18 protein-coding genes are annotated in these 19,482 nt (G+C 71.1%); 6 read left to right on the top strand and 12 right to left on the bottom strand.

Annotated elements, in window-relative coordinates; translation table 11 throughout:
- Both ACFWXC_RS29955 and trpS read left to right on the top strand, forming a co-directional pair.
- On the top strand, positions 1–218 hold a 218-nt coding region (locus ACFWXC_RS29955; RefSeq protein WP_384483396.1), incomplete at its 5' end, for a hypothetical protein.
- Between the two features lie 475 nt (positions 219–693).
- On the top strand, positions 694–1,740 hold the full coding sequence (gene trpS, locus ACFWXC_RS29950) for a tryptophan--tRNA ligase (protein ID WP_384483395.1): 1,047 nt from the start codon (positions 694–696) through the stop codon (positions 1,738–1,740).
- A gap of 111 nt (positions 1,741–1,851) precedes the next feature.
- Here the strand turns inward: trpS and proC are convergent, their stop codons facing one another.
- From proC to ACFWXC_RS29915, 7 genes are all read right to left on the bottom strand, one after another.
- Positions 1,852–2,664 carry a pyrroline-5-carboxylate reductase gene (proC, locus tag ACFWXC_RS29945; RefSeq protein ID WP_362576048.1) on the bottom strand — a complete coding sequence of 271 codons (813 nt, stop codon included), beginning with the start codon at positions 2,662–2,664 and terminating at the stop codon, positions 1,852–1,854.
- Positions 2,665–2,732: 68 nt separating this feature from the next.
- Positions 2,733–3,515 (bottom strand): ABC transporter permease, encoded by a 783-nt coding sequence (locus ACFWXC_RS29940; protein ID WP_384483394.1) that lies wholly within the window; start codon positions 3,513–3,515, stop codon positions 2,733–2,735.
- Positions 3,512–4,321: an ABC transporter ATP-binding protein gene (locus ACFWXC_RS29935; RefSeq protein ID WP_384483393.1), complete on the bottom strand. Its 810-nt coding sequence runs from the start codon at positions 4,319–4,321 to the stop codon at positions 3,512–3,514. Before ACFWXC_RS29935 ends, ACFWXC_RS29940 begins: the two co-directional genes overlap by 4 nt.
- A gap of 426 nt (positions 4,322–4,747) precedes the next feature.
- Entirely contained in the window at positions 4,748–5,551 is an 804-nt protein-coding gene (locus ACFWXC_RS29930) for a class I SAM-dependent methyltransferase (protein ID WP_384483392.1), read from the bottom strand.
- A gap of 86 nt (positions 5,552–5,637) precedes the next feature.
- Positions 5,638–6,156, bottom strand: a complete 519-nt coding sequence (locus tag ACFWXC_RS29925; RefSeq protein WP_384483391.1) for an EamA/RhaT family transporter — start codon at positions 6,154–6,156, stop codon at positions 5,638–5,640.
- 55 nt (positions 6,157–6,211) lie between these two features.
- Positions 6,212–6,502, bottom strand: a complete 291-nt coding sequence (locus ACFWXC_RS29920; RefSeq protein ID WP_384483390.1) for an SH3 domain-containing protein — start codon at positions 6,500–6,502, stop codon at positions 6,212–6,214.
- A 76-nt stretch (positions 6,503–6,578) separates the two neighbouring features.
- Positions 6,579–6,899 carry an SH3 domain-containing protein gene (locus tag ACFWXC_RS29915; RefSeq protein ID WP_384483389.1) on the bottom strand — a complete coding sequence of 107 codons (321 nt, stop codon included), beginning with the start codon at positions 6,897–6,899 and terminating at the stop codon, positions 6,579–6,581.
- Between the two features lie 181 nt (positions 6,900–7,080).
- On the opposite strand from ACFWXC_RS29915, the gene ACFWXC_RS29910 reads away from it, so the two are divergent.
- Positions 7,081–9,192, top strand: coding sequence for a serine/threonine-protein kinase (locus ACFWXC_RS29910; protein ID WP_384483388.1), 2,112 nt, complete (start codon positions 7,081–7,083; stop codon positions 9,190–9,192).
- 58 nt (positions 9,193–9,250) lie between these two features.
- Here ACFWXC_RS29910 and ilvD read toward each other — a convergent pair whose 3' ends face one another.
- The 4 genes from ilvD to ACFWXC_RS29890 form a co-directional block, all read right to left on the bottom strand.
- Positions 9,251–11,104, bottom strand: coding sequence for a dihydroxy-acid dehydratase (gene ilvD / locus ACFWXC_RS29905; RefSeq protein ID WP_384483387.1), 1,854 nt, complete (start codon positions 11,102–11,104; stop codon positions 9,251–9,253).
- A 108-nt stretch (positions 11,105–11,212) separates the two neighbouring features.
- Positions 11,213–11,833 carry a TetR family transcriptional regulator gene (locus ACFWXC_RS29900; protein WP_384483386.1) on the bottom strand — a complete coding sequence of 207 codons (621 nt, stop codon included), beginning with the start codon at positions 11,831–11,833 and terminating at the stop codon, positions 11,213–11,215.
- A complete protein-coding gene (locus tag ACFWXC_RS29895; protein WP_384483385.1) occupies positions 11,830–12,660 on the bottom strand; it encodes a sugar phosphate isomerase/epimerase family protein in 831 nt (276 codons plus the stop codon). The genes ACFWXC_RS29900 and ACFWXC_RS29895 overlap by 4 nt, the downstream gene beginning before the upstream one ends.
- 167 nt (positions 12,661–12,827) lie before the next feature.
- A complete protein-coding gene (locus ACFWXC_RS29890; protein WP_384483384.1) occupies positions 12,828–13,760 on the bottom strand; it encodes a Ppx/GppA family phosphatase in 933 nt (310 codons plus the stop codon).
- An 84-nt stretch (positions 13,761–13,844) separates the two neighbouring features.
- Between ACFWXC_RS29890 and ACFWXC_RS29885 the strand changes: the two genes are divergently transcribed.
- On the top strand, positions 13,845–14,702 hold the full coding sequence (locus ACFWXC_RS29885; RefSeq protein ID WP_384483383.1) for a hypothetical protein: 858 nt from the start codon (positions 13,845–13,847) through the stop codon (positions 14,700–14,702).
- Between the two features lie 188 nt (positions 14,703–14,890).
- On the opposite strand, the gene ACFWXC_RS29880 is transcribed toward ACFWXC_RS29885, so the two are convergent.
- Complete coding sequence (locus tag ACFWXC_RS29880; RefSeq protein WP_384483382.1) at positions 14,891–16,573, bottom strand: hypothetical protein; 1,683 nt, start codon at positions 16,571–16,573, stop codon at positions 14,891–14,893.
- A 210-nt stretch (positions 16,574–16,783) separates the two neighbouring features.
- Between ACFWXC_RS29880 and radA the strand changes: the two genes are divergently transcribed.
- Together radA and disA are read left to right on the top strand one after the other, a co-directional pair.
- On the top strand, positions 16,784–18,193 hold the full coding sequence (gene radA, locus ACFWXC_RS29875; RefSeq protein WP_384483381.1) for a DNA repair protein RadA: 1,410 nt from the start codon (positions 16,784–16,786) through the stop codon (positions 18,191–18,193).
- 80 nt (positions 18,194–18,273) lie between these two features.
- A complete protein-coding gene (gene disA / locus ACFWXC_RS29870; RefSeq protein WP_351712196.1) occupies positions 18,274–19,398 on the top strand; it encodes a DNA integrity scanning diadenylate cyclase DisA in 1,125 nt (374 codons plus the stop codon).
- Positions 19,399–19,482: the final 84 nt, after the last annotated feature.

Raw genomic sequence — 19,482 nt, 5'->3', positions numbered from 1 at the left:
ATCTGGCGTTGACTTTTGGCACGCTGTTGAGTTCTCAAGGAACGGTCGCTTCCTTTGTACTCACCCTCTCGGGCTTTCCTCCGGGCTTCCCTTCGTTCTTGCGTTTCCGACTCTATCAGACCGTTTTCCGATCCGATTTCCTCGGTGCTTTCCAGGTTCCCGCTCTCGCGTTTCCCTTTCCGGCGGTTCCGACTCTATCAGATCCTTTCGGCGTCTGATTCCCAGTCAGCGGGTGTTGTCTTCGCGGCTGTTGGGCCGTTCCGACGAGTGAGACTTTAGCGGATTCCCGGCCTCCGAGCTAATCGGGGGCCTGCGTCCTTTCGAACGTGGATTCCTTCATTTCGCACATACGCATGCCGAAGCAAAGCGACGACGGATCGCCGATTGCTGGCAGGTACTTGCGGAATGGCTGCCCGGGGACCGACCGGAGTCGGCGCTCACGTCGGACAACTCGGAGAACATTACGTAACCGGTTGGGGTGTGTCAACTCGCGGCGGGGCGACCCCCCGGGGCGTAAGGTGGACGCCATGACTACGCGTACGTACACCCAGCTGTGGTGGGCCGCCTGACGGCGGCCGCGTTCACGTACGCATTCAACGGCCGCCGCCTCGGCGGCCGTTCGTGTATCTCCCTCCAGAACCTCTGAGGGCCGGCCGCTCGGGACGGCGGCTCCGACCAGGAGGTGGAGAGGGAATGACACGGGTCTTCAGTGGGATCAAGCCGACCGGGCACCTGACGCTGGGGAACTACCTGGGAGCCATGCGGCAGTGGGCTGCCGTGGATCAGTACCAGGCCGACTCCTTGTTCTGCATCGTCGATCTGCACGGGATGACCGTGGACCACGATCCGGCGCGGCTGCGTCGGCTCACCCGTCAGGCGGCGACCCTGTTGCTGGCGGCCGGGCTGGATCCCGAGCTGTGCACCGTGTTCGTACAGAGTCACGTCGACGAGCACACCCGGCTGTCGTACCTCATGGAGTGCGTGGCGACCGACGGGGAGATGCGGCGCATGATCCAGTACAAGGAGAAGGTCGCGAGCGAGGCGGTGCGCGGGCGCAGTGTGCGGCTGTCCTTGCTGACGTATCCGGCCCTGATGGCGGCCGACATCCTGGCGTACGGGGCGGACGAGGTGCCGGTCGGGGACGATCAGGCGCAGCACGTGGAGTTGACCCGGGATCTGGCGGTGCGGTTCAACCAGCGGTACGGGCATACGTTCGTGGTGCCGAAGGCGACCGTGCCGAAGGTGGCCGCGCGGGTGATGAATCTGCAGGATCCGACGTCGAAGATGGGGAAGAGCGACGACTCCGGGGCGGGGATCGTCTATCTGCTCGACGAACCGGAGGTGATCCGGAAGAAGATCATGCGGGCCGTGACGGACAGCGGGCGGGAGATCGTCTACGACCGGGAGGAGCAGCCCGGGGTCGCCAATCTTCTGGAGATTCTCGCTGCGTGCACGGATGGGAACCCTGAGTCACTGGCAACCGTTCACGATTCGTACGGCGCTCTGAAGCAGGCCACCGCGGAGGCGGTGCTGGACGTGCTGGGTCCCGTGCAGGCCAGGCACAAGGAGTTGTGCGTCGATCCGGGATATGTGGAGGAGGTGCTGCGGCATGGGGCGGAGAAGGCTCGGGCGATCGCCCGGCCGATTGTCGATACCGCCTATCGGGCGATCGGGCTGTTGCCGCCCGGCGCCTTCTCGGGGGCTGCTGCGGCGGAACCCGCGTTGAACGCGACGCGGTAGGCGCGGGGCTGGTGGCGAGGCCCGATGCGGCGCGATGCGACGGAGTGCCGGCGCATCGCGGCCTCGCTCAGTCCCTCCCAGCCCCCCCATTCCCTCCCAGTCCTGTCCTTCTCAGTCCTTCTTGCCGGAGGCGAGTTGGCGGCTGCGGTCGCGGGCGGCTTCGAGGGCGGCGATGAGGGCGGCCCGTACGCCGTGGTTCTCCAGTTCGCGGATGGCGTTGATCGTGGTGCCGGCGGGCGAGGTGACGTTCTCGCGGAGCTTGACGGGGTGTTCGCCGCTGTCACGGAGCATCACGGCGGCGCCGATCGCGGACTGGACGATGAGGTCGTGGGCCTTGTCGCGGGGCAGGCCGAGCAGGATGCCTGCGTCGGTCATGGCCTCGACCAGGTAGAAGAAGTACGCCGGGCCCGAGCCGGAGAGTGCGGTGCAGGCGTCCTGCTGGGACTCGGGGACCTGGAGGGTCTTGCCGACGGCGCCGAAGATCTCCTCGGCGGTGGCGAGGTGGGCGGCCGTGGCGTGGCTGCCGGCCGAGATGACGGACATCGCCTCGTCGACGAGGGCGGGGGTGTTCGTCATGACACGGACGACCGGGGTGCCGGTGGCGAGGCGCTCCTCGAAGAAGGAGGTGGGGATGCCCGCCGCGCCGCTGATGACGAGGCGGTCGGCGGGGATGTGCGGGGCGAGTTCGTCGAGGAGGGTGCCCATGTCCTGCGGCTTGACCGTGAGGATCAGGGTGTCGGCGGTCTTCGCGGCCTCGGGGTTGGTGACCGGGGTGACTCCGTGGCGGGCGCGGAGCTCTTCGGCCCGTTCCGGGCGGCGGGCGGTGACCAGGAGGTCGGCGGGCGCCCAGCCGGCCCGGATCATTCCGCTGAGCAGGGCTTCGCCGATCTTGCCGGTACCGAGGACTGCGACTTTCTGACTCATACGGTTCAGTCTGGCACCGGGGGTGGGAGGCGGGAGGCGGTTGTCCGCTGGGCGGACGTCGTCGGTGGCTATGCCGTCCGTCGCCTCAGGGTGGCCGCTCCCAGGGTCAGCACCAGCAGGGCGCAGCCGGCGACGATCAGGATGTCCCTGAGGAAGGTGGCGGTCATGTCGGTGTGGTGGAGGACTTCGTTCATGCCGTCTACGGCGTAGGACATGGGGAGGACGTCGGAGAGGGCTTCGAGGGCGGGGTGCATCTCGGAGCGGGGCGTGAAGAGGCCGCAGAGCAGGAGCTGGGGAAAGATCACCGCGGGCATGAACTGGACCGCCTGGAATTCCGAGGCCGCGAAGGCCGAGACGAAGAGACCGAGGGCTGTGCCGAGCAGGGCGTCGAGCAGGGCGACCAGGAGCAGGAGCCAGGGGGAGCCGGTGACGTCGAGGCCCAGGAGCCAGACGGCCAGGCCGGTGGCGAGGGCCGACTGGATGATCGCGAGGATTCCGAAGGCGAGGGCGTAGCCGGCGATGAGGTCGGCTTTACCGAGGGGCATGGCGAGGAGGCGTTCGAGAGTGCCGGAGGTGCGCTCGCGGAGGGTGGCGATGGAGGTCACCAGGAACATCGTGATGAGCGGGAAGATGCCGAGGAGTGAGGCGCCGATGTTGTCGAAGGTGCGCGGGCTGCCGTCGAAGACATAGCGGAGCAGGACCAGCATCAGGCAGGGGATGAGGAGCAGCAGCGCGATCGTGCGGGGGTCGTGGCGGAGCTGGCGCAGGACGCGGGCCGCGGTGGCGGTGGTGCGGGCGAGGTTGAGGGCGCTGACGGGGGCGGTCGTGGTGGTCGCCGACTGAGTGGTCATCGTGCGCTTTCCTTCGTGCGGGAGGTGGTGGCCGCTTCGTCGACGAGGTGCAGGAAGGCCGCCTCGACCGTGTCGGAGCCGGTGCGGGTGCGGAGGGCCTCGGGGGTGTCGTCGGCGAGGATCTCGCCCTCGCGCATGAGAAGGAGGCGGTGGCAGCGCTCGGCCTCGTCCATGACGTGGGAGGAGATGAGGAGGGTGGCGCCGCGGGTGGCGGTGATGGAGTGGAAGAGCTGCCAGAGGTCGCGGCGCAGGACGGGGTCGAGGCCGACGGTGGGTTCGTCGAGGACGAGGAGTTCGGGGGTGCCGAGCAGGGCGACGGCGAGGGAGACGCGGCTGCGCTGGCCGCCGGAGAGGTTGCCGGCGAGGGCGTCTGCGTGGCTGGTGAGGTCGACTTCGCCGAGGACGCGTTCGACGTCGGCGCGGCGGGCGGGGGCGGAGCGGGTGGGGTCGAGGATCGAGGCGAAGTAGTCGAGGTTCTGGCGGATGGTCAGGTCGTCGTAGACGGAGGGGGCTTGGGTGACGTAGCCGATGCGGGTGCGGAGGGTGGGGTGGCCGGCGGGGCGGCCGAGGACGTTGAGGGTGCCGGTGACCTTGGCCTGGCTGCCGACGATGGAGCGCATCAGGGTCGACTTGCCGCAGCCGGAGGGTCCGAGGAGGCCGGTGATCTGGCCGCGGGGGACGGTGAAGTCGAGGCCGCGCAGGACGGTGCGGGGGCCGCGGACGGCGGTGAGGCCGGCGGCCTGGACGGCGGGGGGCAGGACGGAGTTGCCGGGGGCCTCGGTCGGCTCCGGCGAGTAATTCACCATGTGATGAATAATCCTCGGCAAGGCAGGGAGCGTCAAGGGGAGTGGGCGGGGCGGCAGTCGACGGCACGCCCTCCGTGAGGGCCGCGCGGGCGCTGGGGAATTACTGGGTCCATCCGTCGCCGGGACGGATGGAGTGGGTTCGTCACCGGGACGCCTGGCGTCGGTTCGCCACCGGGACGGCTGGAGTCAATCCGTCGCCGGGACGCCTGGCTTCGGTCCGTCACCGGGACGGCTGGAGTCGGTTCGTCGGCAGCATGCCCGGTGTCGGCCCATCGCCGGGACGCCTGGAATCGGTTCGTCACCGGGGCCGGTTGCTGTGGGAAGGGGTGGCTCGGCAGGGAGGCGGCCGGGTTCGTCGTGTGGGCGCGGTGAGGCGCCGCCGGCCCGCTGCTGTGCGGGTGCGGCGGGCCGGTGTGCGTGGGTTGTTCAGGTGTTGAGGGCGACCAGGAGGAGGACGTCGTACGTCTCCTCGACGGTCCCTTCCGGGAAGGTCTTCAGGAGGTGGGCGCGCTCCTCGGCGAGGAAGGAGGTGCGGCGGTCCTCGGGGGTGACCAGGAACGCCGAGTGGCTGCCGATGTTGGCGAGGTGGGTGTCGACGGGGACCCGGCGGCTCCAGCGGACCTCACGGCGGGTGAAGCGGAGGCGGCCGCTGGGGTCGGCGAGGTCCGTGCGGTCGGCGGTCTTGCGCTTCTCGGCGCCGGCGTCCACTCCGAAGAAGCGGCTCAACCGCTCGTTCTGTCCGGCGATCCAGTCGAGGTCGAGGGCGTCGGTGTTCCACCACAGCGCGAGCGCGCCGCCGGGACGCAGTACGCGCAGCGCCTCCGGCACGGAGTGGGCCGGGTCGGTCCAGTGCCAGGCCTGGGCGTAGGTGAGGAAGTCGGCGGTGTCGTCGGCGAGCGGGAGGGCGTTGCCGTTGCCGCGGACGAGCGGGATGCCGGGGAGCGTGCGGTGGAGCTGCGCCGCCATGCCCTCCCCCGGCTCCACCGCGACCACGTCGGCGCCGCGCGCGTGCAGGACGGCGGTCGCGATGCCGGTGCCCGCGCCGACGTCGACCACCCGGGCGCCGGTGAGGGTACGGCCGGCCTCCTCCTCGACGGCGTCGAGGAGAGCGGGCGGGTAGGAGGGGCGGTTCGCGGCGTACTGGGCCGCGGCGGCGTTGAAGGAGTGCGCGCGGGTTGCGTGCGAGGGGGCGGGGGCGGGGTTCGGGGGGCGCGACTGGCTTGTGGTCATACCGCCATGGTCCCGGGGGTGGGGCGGGAGGCGACAGGGGGTTTCCGACGGGCGGGCGGATGTGCCCGGTGCCGTACCGGACGGTGTCAGCGCTTGCGCTTCTTCTTCGAGGGGTTGCCCGTGCGGCGGGTGGTGCGGCGTTCGTGTTCCTGGCGGGCGGTGTCGTATTCGGCGCGGTGGAGCCGCTCGCCGGGGGCCTCCGTCAGGGAGCGGAAGAAGTAGGCGAGGAGGGAGCCGACGAAGCCGATGGCGAGGAGGCCGCGCAGGGAAGCCTGGCGTTCCGGGTCGGGGCGCCTGCCGAAGCCGTCCCAGGTGTCGCGGAAGGCGAGGGCGCTGCAGATGGCGAACATCGCGACGACCAGAACGGTCACGAAGGCGCCGGTGTCGGCGAGCTGGAGACCCTCGTAGGCGAGGCGGAGGACCAGGCAGGAGACGACGGCGGCGGCGAGTGCGCCGACGGCCACGCCGACACGGCGGGCGGTGTAGCCGTCATCGTGGTTGACCCAGGTCGTGCCGAAGAAACGGAGGGGCTCGGGGCGGGGGCCGCTCGGGGTCTCGCCGGTGGAGCCCGCGGGGGTGTCCGGGGTGCCTGGTTCGTCGCTCACATGACGATTATGGCGCCGGGGGCCGCGGGCTCCGGGTCGGGGTCGACGTGACCGGTCAGGCGCAGCGGTCGGCCACGTAGCCGTCGCTGCCGGTGTTGACGTTGGTGTCCGAGACGAACTCGCCGTTGTCGATGTTGTCCCAGATGTTCGACGTGCCGTAGTACCCGGACACTGTCGTACCCGGCGTCTGGCAGAAGATAGGGACCTTGGTTCCCTCGGGGAGGGTGCGGGTGATGGTGTAGGTGGTGCCCGGGCCGCTGCGGACGTTCAGACGGAGGCCCGGGGCGACGGAGTACGTGTTCACGGTGGCGGCCGCGCTGGCGACGGAGGCCGACCCCATGATCATGAGAAAGGCTCCGGCGGAGCCTGCGAGAAGGACGGAAGCGCGTCTTCTGGATGTCATCCCAGTCCTCCTGGACCGGTCAGGAGCAGCGGTCGGCCACGTAGCCGTCGCTGCCCGTGTTGACGTAGGCGTCTGACACGAACTCGCCATTGCTGATGTTGTCCCAGATCTTGGACGTGCCGTAGTACCCGGAGACCGTCGTACCGGGCGTCTGGCAGTAGATCGGGACCTTGGCGCCCTCGGGGAGGACGCGGGTGATGTCGTAACTGGTGCCGGGACCGCTGCGGACGTTCAGACGGAGGCCCGGGGCGACCGAGTAGTAACGCACGGACGCCGCCAGCGTCGTGACGGCCTCCTCCTCGCCGCTGCTCTCGGCTTCCTGCGCGTGATCAACAGACATGTAGAGCTCCCCCCACCGGACCCATGAGTGCCATGGAGTCCCGTTGATTCCCCTGAATCGAGCCACGAAACACATGTGCGTAACTCGCACGCGGAGGCTAGCAAGCCGCCTCTGTATCGCACGAGTCATCGACTAGGCTCCGTGCGTCGCGCGCCGCGAGGAACAGCACGGGGGTGATCCCATGACGCCACAGCGCAACACCGGAGCGGGCGCGGAAGCGGAACTTCCCGAGTACGCCGGGCACTACCGCCTGGAGTCCTGCCTGGGTTCGGGCGGTATGGGCGTGGTGCACCTGGCCCGCAGCACCTCGGGGCTGAAGCTCGCCGTGAAGGTCGTGCACGCCGAGTTCGCCAAGGACCGTGAGTTCAGGGGCCGTTTCCGGCAGGAGGTGGCCGCCGCGCGCAAGGTCAGCGGCGCCTTCACCGCATCCGTCGTGGACGCCGATCCAGAGGCCGATCGGCCTTGGATGGCCACCCTCTTCATCCCCGGCCCGACCCTGGCCGAGCACGTGAAGCGGAACGGTCCCATGCCCCCTGCCCAGTTGCGACGGCTGATGGCGGGGCTCGCGGAGGCGTTGCGCGACATTCACAGGGTCGGGGTGGTGCATCGGGATCTCAAGCCGAGCAATGTGCTGCTCGCCGAGGACGGTCCGAAGGTCATCGACTTCGGTATTTCCCGGCCGAAGGACAGCGAACTGCGGACCGAGACCGGCAAGTTGATAGGTACGCCGCCGTTCATGGCGCCGGAGCAGTTCCGGCGGCCGCGTGAGGTGGGGCCGGCCGCGGACATCTTCGCGCTCGGGTCGGTGCTGGTGCATGCGGCCACCGGGCGTGGGCCGTTCGACTCCGACAGTCCGTACGTCGTCGCCTACCAGGTCGTGCACGACGAGCCCGACCTCACCGACGTACCGGAGGAACTCGCTCCGCTGGTGCTGCGCTGTCTTGCCAAGGAGCCCGAGGACCGGCCGACGCCCGACGAACTGATGCGGGTCCTGAGGTCGTTGGCGGCCTCGTACGATACGCAGGCGTTCATACCGGCACAGCGGACCAGTGTCACCGGCGACAGCAGTGACATGGCGGCGCCGGAGCTACCGAAGGAGCCGGAGCGGCGACGCCGGCCACGCCTCAGCAGGCGAGTCGCCTTGGCCACGGGTTCCGTCGTGCTCGCGCTGAGCGGGGTCGCGGCCTTGGTCCAGTGGGTCGCCGGGAGCGGCCCGGAGCAACGGGAGAGCAACCCGAGAACCACTGCCGCCGCTTTCGCCGCCTGGCAGGCGAACCCGGTCACCAAGGGCGCGGCCACTCCCCAATGTGCCACCGGTGACGGGAAGTTGTTCTGCACCGAGACATCTGTGGCCTTCGCCCTGGACCCGGTGACGGGTGCCGTGCTCTGGCGGCACTCCGTCGCCGACGCCCACTGGAGTAGACCCCCGGTCCTCTCCGGCGGGCGCGTGCAGCTCGTCACGGACGAGGCCCGGCATGTGACGGCGCTCGATCCAGACTCGGGCAAGAGTCGATGGCAGCGGGACCTGCCCGAGAACAAGGGGATGAAGTACGCCGGCGACATGCTTCTGCTCGCGCGCGCGGACGGCACGGTCACCGGGGTGGACAGCGCGACCGGCACCACCAAGTGGAGCCGGCCGACAGGGGGGCACGGCACACCGCGGATCGACTTCTTTCCCTCGGATCCGTCATCGGTGTATGTGACCAGTTCGTCTGCGGACGGGGCCGGCACCCGGGTGACCGCCGTGGACCCGGCCACCGGAGACGTACGGTGGGACACGCCTTTGCAGGGTCTGCTGCGGCCGGTCGGCGCGCAGGACGGGGCGGTCTTTCTGCTGGCCGCGGATCCGGTGTACGGCGACACCAATGCCGTGGTCCGCTACACGCCGGCGTCCGGGACCACCCGCCGGGTCGAGCTGCCCGTGCCGCGTGCGGACGCGCAGGCCGGGGTGCACAACGGCGTGGTCTATGTGCTGGCCGCCACCGGCTCCCTGGACGCCGTCGACCTGGACGCAGGAAAGCGGACATGGCACCTGGAGACTTCGGTGAGCCGGGGCTCGGCGCCCGTCGCCGACGACCGGCACGTGTACTTCTCGGCCGCCGACGGACGGCTCTTGGCCGTGGACACGCATGACGGGAAGGTCGCCGGACAGACCTCGCCCCGCTTCGGAACGGCCTCGGGCGGGGTCGCCACCTCGGTGCCCGCCCCCATGATCCTCGCCACCCACGTCTACGCCACCGCCCCCGACGGCACCGTCTTCGCCGTGGACGCGGGGGATCCCGCCGGCTGGTGATGACGGACGAAGGGGCCGCCCCCCTGGGGGAGGCGGCCCCTGTCGTACAGGCAGGGCTTCAGCCGAGCTTGCTCACGTCGCGCACCGCGCCCTTGTCGGCGCTGGTGGCCATCGCCGCGTAGGCCCGCAGGGCGGCCGAGACCTTGCGGTCGCGGTTCTTCGGGGCGTACACGCCGTTCAGGGCCTGCTCGCGACGGGCCAGCTCGGCGTCGTCGACGAGGAGCTCGATCGTGCGGTTGGGGATGTCGATGCGGATGCGGTCGCCGTTCTCGACGAGGGCGATGGTGCCGCCCGAGGCCGCCTCCGGGGAGGCGTGGCCGATCGACAGGCCCGACGTGCCGCCGGAGAAGCGGCCGTCCGTGATCAGCGCGCAGGTCTTGCCGAGGCCGCGGCCCTTGAGGAAGGACGTCGGGTAGAGCATCTCCTGCATGCCGGGGCCGCCCTTGGGGCCCTCGTAGCGGATGACGACGACGTCGCCGTGCGTGACCTGCTTGTTGAGGATCTTCTCGACGGCTTCTTCCTGCGACTCGCAGACGACCGCCGGGCCCTCGAAGGTCCAGATCGACTCGTCGACGCCGGCCGTCTTCACCACGCAGCCGTCGACGGCGAGGTTGCCCTTGAGGACCGCGAGGCCGCCGTCCTTGGAGTAGGCGTGCTCGACGCTGCGGATGCAGCCCTCCGCCGCGTCCTCGTCCAGGGCCTCCCAGCGCTCGGACTGGGAGAAGGCCTCGGCGGAACGGACGCAGCCCGGGGCCGCGTGCCACAGTTCCACCGCCTCGGGGGACGGGGAGCCGCCGCGCACGTCCCACGTCTTCAGCCAGTCCGCGAGGGAGGGGCTGTGGACGGAGTGCACGTCCTCGTTGAGGAGGCCGCCGCGGTGCAGTTCGCCGAGGAGGGCGGGGATGCCGCCGGCCCGGTGCACGTCCTCCATGTAGTACGTGCGGGTCTTCGCGACGTTCGGGGCGACCTTGGCCAGGCAGGGCACCCGGCGCGAGACCTCGTTGATCTCCTCCAGGCCGAAGGAGACGCCCGCCTCCTGGGCGGCGGCCAGCAGGTGCAGGATCGTGTTGGTGGAGCCGCCCATCGCGATGTCCAGGGCCATCGCGTTCTCGAACGCGGCGAAGGTCGCGATGTTGAGGGGCAGGACCGTGTCGTCGTCCTGCTCGTAGTAGCGGCGGGTGAGGTCCATGACCGTGCGGGCCGCGTCGACGTACAGCTGTTTACGGGCCGTGTGGGTGGCCAGGACCGAGCCGTTGCCGGGGAGGGAGAGACCGATGACCTCGGTCAGGCAGTTCATCGAGTTGGCGGTGAACATGCCCGAGCAGGAGCCGCAGGTCGGACAGGCGTTCTCCTCGATCTTGAGGACGTCCTCGTCGGAGATGTTCTCGTTGGCCGCGTCGACCATCGCGTCGATCAGGTCGAGGGTGCGGACCGTGCCGTCGACGAGGGTCGCGCGGCCGGCCTCCATGGGGCCGCCGGAGACGAAGACCGTGGGGATGTTGAGCCGCAGCGCGGCCATCAGCATGCCCGGCGTGATCTTGTCGCAGTTGGAGATGCAGACCAGGGCGTCGGCGCAGTGCGCCTCGACCATGTACTCGACCGAGTCCGCGATCAGGTCGCGGGACGGGAGAGAGTACAGCATGCCGCCGTGGCCCATCGCGATGCCGTCGTCCACGGCGATCGTGTTGAACTCGCGCGGGATGCCGCCCGCCTCCTTGATCGCCTCGCTGACGATCCGGCCGACCGGCTGGAGGTGGGTGTGGCCCGGCACGAACTCGGTGAAGCTGTTGGCGACCGCGATGATCGGCTTGCGGCCGATGTCCGCACCCGGTACACCGGAGGCGCGCATAAGGGCGCGGGCGCCCGCCATGTTGCGACCGTGGGTGACTGTGCGGGACCTCAGCTCGGGCATCGCGCTCGCTCCTTCAGACAGATAGGGCTGCTAACGAGCGTACGCCCGTTGCCCAGGCCTCGGGACGAGGTGTCCGGAATGCGGGACGGGTGTCTCGTGATGCCGGCCTCACGGCCCGGTCAGATGCCCCTGCACCACCGGCGCCACCCGCGCCACGATCTGCTCCAGATCCGCCGACGCCAGCGGCTCCACCTTGATCACGTACCGCAGCATCGCGCACCCCACCAGCTGCGCGGCCGCCAGCTCGGCGCGCAGCTCCCCGTCCGGGAGGTCCAGGTGCTCGGCGATCCGGCGCAGCAGCTGGGCGGCGATCAGCCGGCGGAAGACGGCGGCGGCTGTCTCGTTGTTCACAGCCGAGCGGAGGATCGCCAGCAGGGGCGTACGGCTGGTGGGGTTCTCCCAGATGCCGAAGATGAAGCGGGTCAGGCGCTCGCCGACGCCGTCCAGCGGGCCGTCGGCGATCGCGACGGGCGCGTTCAGCGCGGGGGCGAAGGCGATCGAGATGGAGGCCTCGAAGACCTGCTCCTTGGTGCCGAAGTAGTGGTGGACGAGGGCCGAGTCGACGCCGGCGGCCTTGGCGATGCCGCGGACGGACGTCTTGTCGTACCCGAGTGCGGAGAACTCCTCGCGGGCGGCGGCGAGGATACGGTCCCGGGTGTCCGCCGACTCGGTACGCGGAGGGCGGCCACGGCGGCGGACGCCGGCGCCGCCGCTTTCGGTACCGGTCACCGGCGTGGCACCTTCAGCGCCGAGGCCAGGTGCAGGCGGGTGAAGGCCAGCGCCTCGGCGAGGTCGGCCTCGCGCTCGGCGCCGGACATCGCGCGCCGGGTGTTGACCTCGATGACGACATGCCCGTCGAAGCCGGTGACGGCGAGGCGCTCCAGGAGTTCGGCGCAGGGCTGGGTGCCGCGGCCGGGCACCAGGTGCTCGTCCTTGGCGGAGCCGCGGCCGTCGGCGAGGTGGACGTGGCCGAGCCGGCCGCCCATCCGGTCGAGCATGGCGAGCGCGTCCGTCCTCGAGGTCGCGGCATGGCTGAGGTCGATCGTGAAGTGCCGGTAGTCGTCCTTGGTGACGTCCCAGTCGGGGGCGTACGCCAGCATCTCGCGGTCGCGATAGCGCCAGGGATACATGTTCTCCACCGCGAACCGGACGTCCGTCTCGTTCGCCATGCGCCAGATCCCCTCGACGAAGTCGCGGGCGTACTGGCGCTGCCAGCGGAACGGCGGGTGCACCACGACCGTGCTCGCGCCCAGCTTCTCGGCGGCGGCCCGGGCCCGCTGGAGCTTGACCCACGGGTCGGTGGACCAGACCCGCTGGGTGATCAGCAGGCAGGGGGCGTGGACGGCGAGGATCGGGATGCGGTGGTAGTCGCTCAGCCTGCGCAGGGCCTCGATGTCCTGGCTGACCGGGTCGGTCCACACCATGACCTCGACGCCGTCGTAGCCGAGGCGCGCGGCGATCTCGAAGGCCGTCGCCGTCGACTCCGGATAGACGGAGGCCGTGGAGAGCGCGACCTTCGCATCCGGGATGCGGACGACGTCCCTTGGTTTTGCCACGAGGGACAGGTTACGGGGTGGGGTTGGGTGGGGGCGGGGCACGTCTTCGCCGGTGTGACGATCGTCGCGTCGGGGGTGGGGCCGGGCGCCTGCTCGCCGTCGCGGGTCGCCCGCGCCCCTCGCGGGGGTGCCGTCCTCTGCGGGGGTGCCGCCTTCCGCGGGGGTGCCTACGCCGAACCCATGTGATCGAGTCGCCGCAGGATCACGCCCTCCCGCAGCGCCCACGGGCACACCTCCACCGTCTCCACCCCGAACAGGTCCATCGCGGCCTCCGCCACCAGCGCGCCCGCCACCAGCTGGCCCGAGCGGCCCTCGGAGACTCCGGGGAGTGCGCCGCGCTGGGCCGTGTTCATGGCCGCCAGCCTCGGGACCCAGGTCTCCAGGGAGTTGCGCTTGAGTTCGCGCTGGACGTAGAGGCCGTCGGCGGAGCGGGCCGCGCCGGCGATACGGGCCAGCTGCTTGAAGGTCTTGGAGGTGGCGACCACGTGGTCCGGGGCGCCGAAGCGGCTGAACTCGCCGACCGTACGCGCGATCTCGGCGCGTACATGGCGGCGCAGCGCCCGTATGTCCTCCGAGGCCGGCGGGTCGCCGGGAAGCCAGCCGGCGGTGAGCCGGCCAGCGCCCAGCGGCAGCGAGGCCGCCGCGTCCGGCTCCTCGTCGATGCCGTACGCGATCTCCAGGGAGCCGCCCCCGATGTCCAGGACCAGCAGCTTTCCGGCGGACCAGCCGAACCAGCGGCGTACCGCGAGGAAGGTCAGCCGCGCCTCGTCGGCGCCGGTCAGGACCTGGAGCTCGACGCCGGTCTCGGCCTTCACGCGGGCGAGGACGTCATCGGCGTTGCTGGCCTCGCGCACGGCGGAGGTGGCGAACGGCAGCAGTTCCTCGACGCCCTTGTCCTCCGCGGCCTGCAGGGCCTCATGGACGACACCGATCAGTTTCTCGACCCCGTCGGGACCGATCGCGCCGTTGCCGTCGAGGAGTTGGGCAAGGCGCAACTCCGCCTTGTGCGAGTGCGCGGGCAGCGGGCGTGCGCCGGGGTGCGCGTCCACCACCAGCAGATGCACCGTGTTAGATCCCACGTCGAGGACACCGAGTCTCATGTACGGAACGCTACTGCCAGGTGGCCGGGAACCCATCCTTGGCGGGCGTCCCCGAAGCGACCTCGCGCGACTTACCCTGTACAGGTGCCAAAGACGAAAAAGACGAAGGACCACAAGGGCGCCAAATCCGCCGACGGTTCTTCTCGGGCGAAGCCACCGAAGAAGTCGAAGACGTCACAGCAGTCTCCGGCAGGGGACGAGAAGGGTCTCGACTTCGCGCGCGCATGGGTGGAATTCCCGGATCCGGCGGACGACGAGCAGGTGTTCCGCTGTGATCTGACCTGGCTGACCTCCCGCTGGAACTGCATCTTCGGCAGCGGCTGCCAGGGCATTCAGGCGGGCCGCGCGGACGACGGCTGCTGCACGCTGGGCGCCCACTTCTCCGACGAGGACGACGAGAAGCGGGTCGCCGATCATGTGTCGAGGCTCACGCCGGACATCTGGCAGCACCACGACGAGGGCACGCGGAACGGCTGGGTCTCGGAGGACGACGAGGGCTCCCGCCAGACCCGCCCCTTCAACGGCTCGTGCATCTTCCAGAACCGCCCCGGTTTCGCGGGCGGCGCGGGCTGCTCGCTGCACATCCTGGCGCTGCGGGAGGGCCGCGAACCGCTGGAGACCAAGCCGGACGTCTGCTGGCAGCTGCCGATCCGCCGCACGTACGACTGGATCGACCGCCCCGACGACACGCGCGTCCTCCAGGTCTCGATCGGCGAGTACGACCGCAGGGGCTGGGGCCCGGGCGGCCACGACCTGCACTGGTGGTGCACCTCGGCGACCTCGGCACACGGCGCGGGCGACCCGGTCTACATCTCCTACCGCCCGGAACTGACCGAACTGATGGGCAAGGCCGGCTACGACCGCCTGGCAGAACTGTGCGAGGAACGCCTGGCTTCCCAGCTGCCTCTGCTGGCCCCGCATCCGGCGGATCCGGCGAGCTGAGGCGTTTTCGGGGGGGCGCGGGGAGAGCGGATCCTGCCGGCTGACGGCGACGGCAGCACCCCGCTCGGGGGTGCGGGAGGCGGGGATCCGCTGCGGCAACGCCCACCGAGGCGCCCCGAAAGGGGCGCGGGGAACTGCGCGACCAGCCACGGACGCGCCGCACTCGCAGAGGGACCGCAACCCGCCCCTCACGGACTCGCCGACGCCCCCGCGCTCTCGCTCTCCGTCGGCGAAGCCGACCCCGTCGGACCGGGCGTCTCCGATTCGGTCGGCGTCGGCGTGGACGTCGGCTCGCTCGGCGAAGCCGTCGGCGTCGGCTCGGCGGAAGGCGACCCCGTCACCGTCGGCGTCGGCCGCCCCGGAGGCGTCGGCCCCCTCCGCACCGGCGGAGCCATCCCGTACCCGTCGATCGACACCACCGCCCCCGCCGGCGCCACCGCCACCCGCCCGCTCCAGTGCCCGGCCGGCTCCCGCAGATGATCGACGTACACCTTGATCGTGAACGACTCGCCCGGCCGGAGCGTTCCCGAGGACCGCGAGAAGTACAGCCATCCCGCCGAGGTGGACACCGACCACCGCATCGGCGCGCCCCCGGCCGCGGCGAGCGTGATCAGCGTGGTGTCGCCGTCGTTCGCGGCCGTCACCGCGAGGTGCCCCGCCCCGGCCTTCGTCCGGTCGCCGCCCGCGACGCTGACCACTTCCACCGAGACGTCGGCCTTGCCGTCCTTCCCGATCCGCGGCCCGGGTCTGGTGCCGGCGTTTCCGGCGTTCTCGTAGCCCCCGGCCTCGTCACCGGCCAGCGCGTCGGGCCCGGAGGCCTCGCGTGCGGTCGCGGACGGCCCCTCGTGGCCGTCGCCCGCCGGCGAACCCCGGTAGGCGGCCCACAGGGCCAGCACCGGCGCCGCCACCACCGTGGCGACGACGGTCGTCGTGACGGCACGCGCGCGTAGCCGGTCGCGGCGGGCCGCGCGGTCCTTGGGGTCCATCGGGAAGCCGCGCCGGTCGAAACGCGGCACCGCGCCGCCACGCGCGCGCGTGGGGTGCGCCATGGCCATGTGCAGGGCCGCGCGGGGCGCCTCCAGGACCGGCAGCTCGGCGGGGGTGGTGATCGCGCCGGGCCACCGCCCGGGGGCCGCGCGTTCGGCGGTACGGCGGCAGCGCGGGCAGTCGTCGACGTGCCGGACCAGCTCACGGCGCAGGGCACTGCTGAGCACCAGCTGGCTGTCCCCGGTGAGGTGGGAGACGCTGGGGCAGCCGCCGGTCTCGACGACGGCGAGCGCCGCGCGGGTGCGTTCCACCTCGCAGGCGGCGGAGGCCAGCAGCTCGCGGGCGCCGGCCAGGTCCATGCCGAGGACGGCGGCGACCTCGTGGACGGCGAGGCGATGGCGTACGGCGAGTTCGAGCGCCTCGCGCTGCTCCGGGGTGGTGCCGGCCGCCTCGGGCCAGGCGAGCAGGGCGAGTTCGCCGCGCCGCTGCTCCCCGGTCTCGGCGGCGACCCGTGGTTCGGAGGCGATGTGCCGCCCCGCCGCATGGGTGGCCTGACGTTTCTGCTTGGCCTCGGCCAGCCCGCGCAGACAGGCCCAGCGGGCCAGCGCGTACAGCCAGGCCCGGCGGTCCCCGGCGGCCTCCGGGACACGCTGGCCGCGCCGCTCGGCGAGGGCGAGGACGTCCCCGAGGGCGGTGGTGGCCGCGTCGTGGTCGCACAGCACGGAGAGGCAGTACGTGAACAGCCCGTCCAGGTACGGCTCGTAGCGCGCCGACGGCCACTGCGCCAGCGCGCGCGCCGCCGAGCGGTCGCGCGCCGCGCGCGCCCCCCGGTGCGCCCGGTGCGCGCCGGTCGTGCGGGTCGAGGTTTCCGGGCTGCTGCTCATCACCCGTGCGACCGTAGGCGGCGGCGTAACGTCTCTTCTTGCGCCTTGAGCTCTTTTAATCCGTACGGGTGAAACGATCCCTCATAAGGGGACAGGAACCCGATATTCCGTGGCTCGTTCCCGATGAGGCATGGCCAGGACCCGTCCACCCACACCCGTCACGGGCGCCACCGTGGCCCCGCTGTCAGTGGCGGGGGCTACGGTTTCCGCATGGCTGCCCGTACCAAGACCGCGAAAGACCGTCCGTCGTACCGCTGCACCGAGTGCGGCTGGCAGACGGCCAAGTGGCTCGGCCGCTGCCCCGAGTGCCAGGCCTGGGGGACGGTCGAGGAGTACGGCACGCCCGCGGTCCGTACGACGGCACCCGGCCGGGTCACCACCTCCGCGGTGCCCATCGGCGAGGTCGACGGCCGCCAGGCCACCGCGCGGACGACCGGCGTGCCCGAGCTGGACCGGGTGCTCGGCGGCGGCCTGGTCCCCGGCGCGGTCGTCCTGCTGGCCGGCGAGCCCGGTGTCGGCAAGTCCACCCTGCTGCTCGACGTGGCGGCCAAGGCGGCCAGCGACCAGCACCGCACGCTCTATGTCACCGGCGAGGAGTCCGCCAGCCAGGTCCGGCTGCGCGCCGACCGCATCGGCGCCATCGACGACCACCTCTATCTCGCCGCCGAGACCGATCTGGCCGCCGTCCTTGGCCACTTGGACGCGGTGAAGCCGTCGCTGCTGATCCTGGACTCCGTGCAGACGGTCGCGTCGCCCGAGATCGACGGCGCGCCCGGCGGCATGGCCCAGGTGCGGGAGGTGGCCGGAGCGCTCATCCGCGCCTCCAAGGACCGGGGCATGTCCACTCTCCTGGTGGGTCATGTCACCAAGGACGGCGCGATCGCCGGTCCCCGTCTCCTCGAACACCTCGTGGACGTCGTGCTGCACTTCGAGGGCGACCGGCACGCGCGCCTGCGGCTCGTCCGGGGCGTCAAGAACCGCTACGGCACCACGGACGAGGTCGGCTGCTTCGAACTGCACGACGAGGGCATCACGGGCCTCACCGACCCGAGCGGACTTTTCCTGACACGACGTGATGAACCGGTCCCGGGTACCTGTCTGACGGTGACCCTGGAGGGCCGCCGCCCGCTGGTCGCCGAGGTCCAGGCGCTGACCGTGGAATCCCAGATCCCCTCCCCGCGCCGTACCACCTCCGGCCTGGAGACCTCCCGGGTCTCGATGATGCTGGCGGTGCTGGAGCAGCGCGGGCGGATCAGCGCGCTCGGCAAGCGGGACATCTACTCCGCGACCGTGGGCGGAGTGAAGCTCTCCGAGCCCGCGGCCGACCTGGCGATCGCCCTCGCCCTGGCCTCCGCCGCGAGCGACACCCCGCTCCCCAAGAACCTGGTCGCCATCGGCGAGGTCGGCCTCGCGGGCGAGGTCAGACGGGTCACCGGGGTCCAGCGCAGGCTCGCGGAGGCGCACCGCCTGGGCTTCACGCACGCGCTCGTACCGGGCGATCCCGGGAAGATCCCGGCGGGCATGAAGGTCCTGGAAGTCGCCGACATGGGAGAGGCGCTGCGGGTACTGCCGCGCTCCCGTCACCGAGAGGCCCCACGGGAGGCGGAGCAGCGCCGGTAGACTTTGCCCTGGTCTCGCCCGTCCGTACGAACCGCGTGCGGGTGCGGGAGCGCCTCAGAACCTGCGACCGGAGGAGTGCAGTGGCAGCCAACGACCGGGCAGCGGCTCCCGGAAAGTCCGGTGGGAGTGCCGGTTCCGATGGCCTGATGCGCGCCTCGCTGAGCGCTGTGGCTCCGGGCACGTCGATGCGCGACGGCCTGGAGCGGGTCCTGCGCGGCAACACCGGCGGGCTCATCGTCCTCGGCTTCGACAAGACGGTCGAGACGATGTGCACGGGCGGTTTCGTCCTTGATGTCGAGTTCACGGCGACCCGGCTGCGCGAGCTGTGCAAGCTCGACGGCGGCATCGTGATCTCCTCCGACCTGTCGAAGATCCTGCGGGCCGGCGTCCAGTTCGTGCCGGACGCGACGATCCCCACGGAGGAGACCGGCACCCGGCACCGCACGGCGGACCGGGTCTCCAAACAGGTCGGCTTCCCGGTGGTCTCGGTCTCCCAGTCGATGCGGCTGATCGCGCTCTACGTCGACGGGCAGCGCCGTGTCCTGGAGGACTCGGCGGCGATCCTCTCCCGCGCGAACCAGGCACTCGCCACGCTGGAGCGGTACAAGCTCCGCCTGGACGAGGTCGCGGGAACGTTGTCAGCGCTGGAGATCGAGGACCTGGTGACGGTCCGCGACGTCTCGGCGGTGGCCCAGCGGCTGGAGATGGTCCGCCGTATCGCCACGGAGATCGCCGAGTACGTGGTCGAACTGGGCACCGACGGGCGGCTGCTCGCGCTCCAGCTGGACGAGCTGATCGCCGGCGTCGAGCCCGAGCGCGAGCTGGTGGTGCGGGACTACGTCCCCGAGCCCACGGCCAAGCGCTCCCGCACGGTCGACGAGGCGCTCTCCGAGCTGGACGCGCTGAGCCACGCGGAGCTGCTGGAACTGCCGACGGTGGCGCGGGCGCTGGGTTACACGGGTTCACCCGAGGCGCTGGACTCGGCGGTGTCGCCGCGCGGCTTCCGGCTGCTGGCGAAGGTTCCGCGGCTGCCCGGGGCGATCATCGACCGGTTGGTGGAGCATTTCGGCGGGCTGCAGAAGCTGCTCGCCGCGAGCGTCGACGATCTGCAGACCGTGGACGGAGTGGGCGAGGCGCGGGCCCGCAGCGTCCGGGAGGGCCTGTCGAGGCTGGCGGAGTCTTCGATTCTCGAACGGTACGTGTAGCTCCGCTGGGGGGGCCGATATTTCGGCTGCCGGCCGGTGGGGGCCGGCCGCGCAGTTCCCCGCGCCCCCAAAGGGGCGCTTTGG

The organism is Streptomyces sp. NPDC058683, assembly GCF_042716195.1.
Classification (GTDB): domain Bacteria; phylum Actinomycetota; class Actinomycetes; order Streptomycetales; family Streptomycetaceae; genus Streptomyces.
Note: the sequence above shows the minus strand (reverse complement) of the source record. Positions and strands in the feature narration are given on the sequence as shown.

What these genes read in the sequence shown, in the direction of transcription:
- ACFWXC_RS29890 (WP_384483384.1), bottom strand. Translation starts at nt 13,760, where the DNA reads ATGAGACTCGGTGTCCTCGACGTGGGATCTAACACGGTGCATCTGCTG.
- ACFWXC_RS29935 (WP_384483393.1), bottom strand. Translation starts at nt 4,321, where the DNA reads ATGGTGAATTACTCGCCGGAGCCGACCGAGGCCCCCGGCAACTCCGTC.
- ACFWXC_RS29920 (WP_384483390.1), bottom strand. Translation starts at nt 6,502, where the DNA reads ATGATCATGGGGTCGGCCTCCGTCGCCAGCGCGGCCGCCACCGTGAAC.
- ACFWXC_RS29915 (WP_384483389.1), bottom strand. Translation starts at nt 6,899, where the DNA reads ATGTCTGTTGATCACGCGCAGGAAGCCGAGAGCAGCGGCGAGGAGGAG.
- ilvD (WP_384483387.1), bottom strand. Translation starts at nt 11,104, where the DNA reads ATGCCCGAGCTGAGGTCCCGCACAGTCACCCACGGTCGCAACATGGCG.
- ACFWXC_RS29930 (WP_384483392.1), bottom strand. Translation starts at nt 5,551, where the DNA reads ATGACCACAAGCCAGTCGCGCCCCCCGAACCCCGCCCCCGCCCCCTCG.
- trpS (WP_384483395.1), top strand. Translation starts at nt 694, where the DNA reads ATGACACGGGTCTTCAGTGGGATCAAGCCGACCGGGCACCTGACGCTG.
- proC (WP_362576048.1), bottom strand. Translation starts at nt 2,664, where the DNA reads ATGAGTCAGAAAGTCGCAGTCCTCGGTACCGGCAAGATCGGCGAAGCC.
- ACFWXC_RS29910 (WP_384483388.1), top strand. Translation starts at nt 7,081, where the DNA reads ATGACGCCACAGCGCAACACCGGAGCGGGCGCGGAAGCGGAACTTCCC.
- radA (WP_384483381.1), top strand. Translation starts at nt 16,784, where the DNA reads ATGGCTGCCCGTACCAAGACCGCGAAAGACCGTCCGTCGTACCGCTGC.
- ACFWXC_RS29940 (WP_384483394.1), bottom strand. Translation starts at nt 3,515, where the DNA reads ATGACCACTCAGTCGGCGACCACCACGACCGCCCCCGTCAGCGCCCTC.
- ACFWXC_RS29880 (WP_384483382.1), bottom strand. Translation starts at nt 16,573, where the DNA reads ATGAGCAGCAGCCCGGAAACCTCGACCCGCACGACCGGCGCGCACCGG.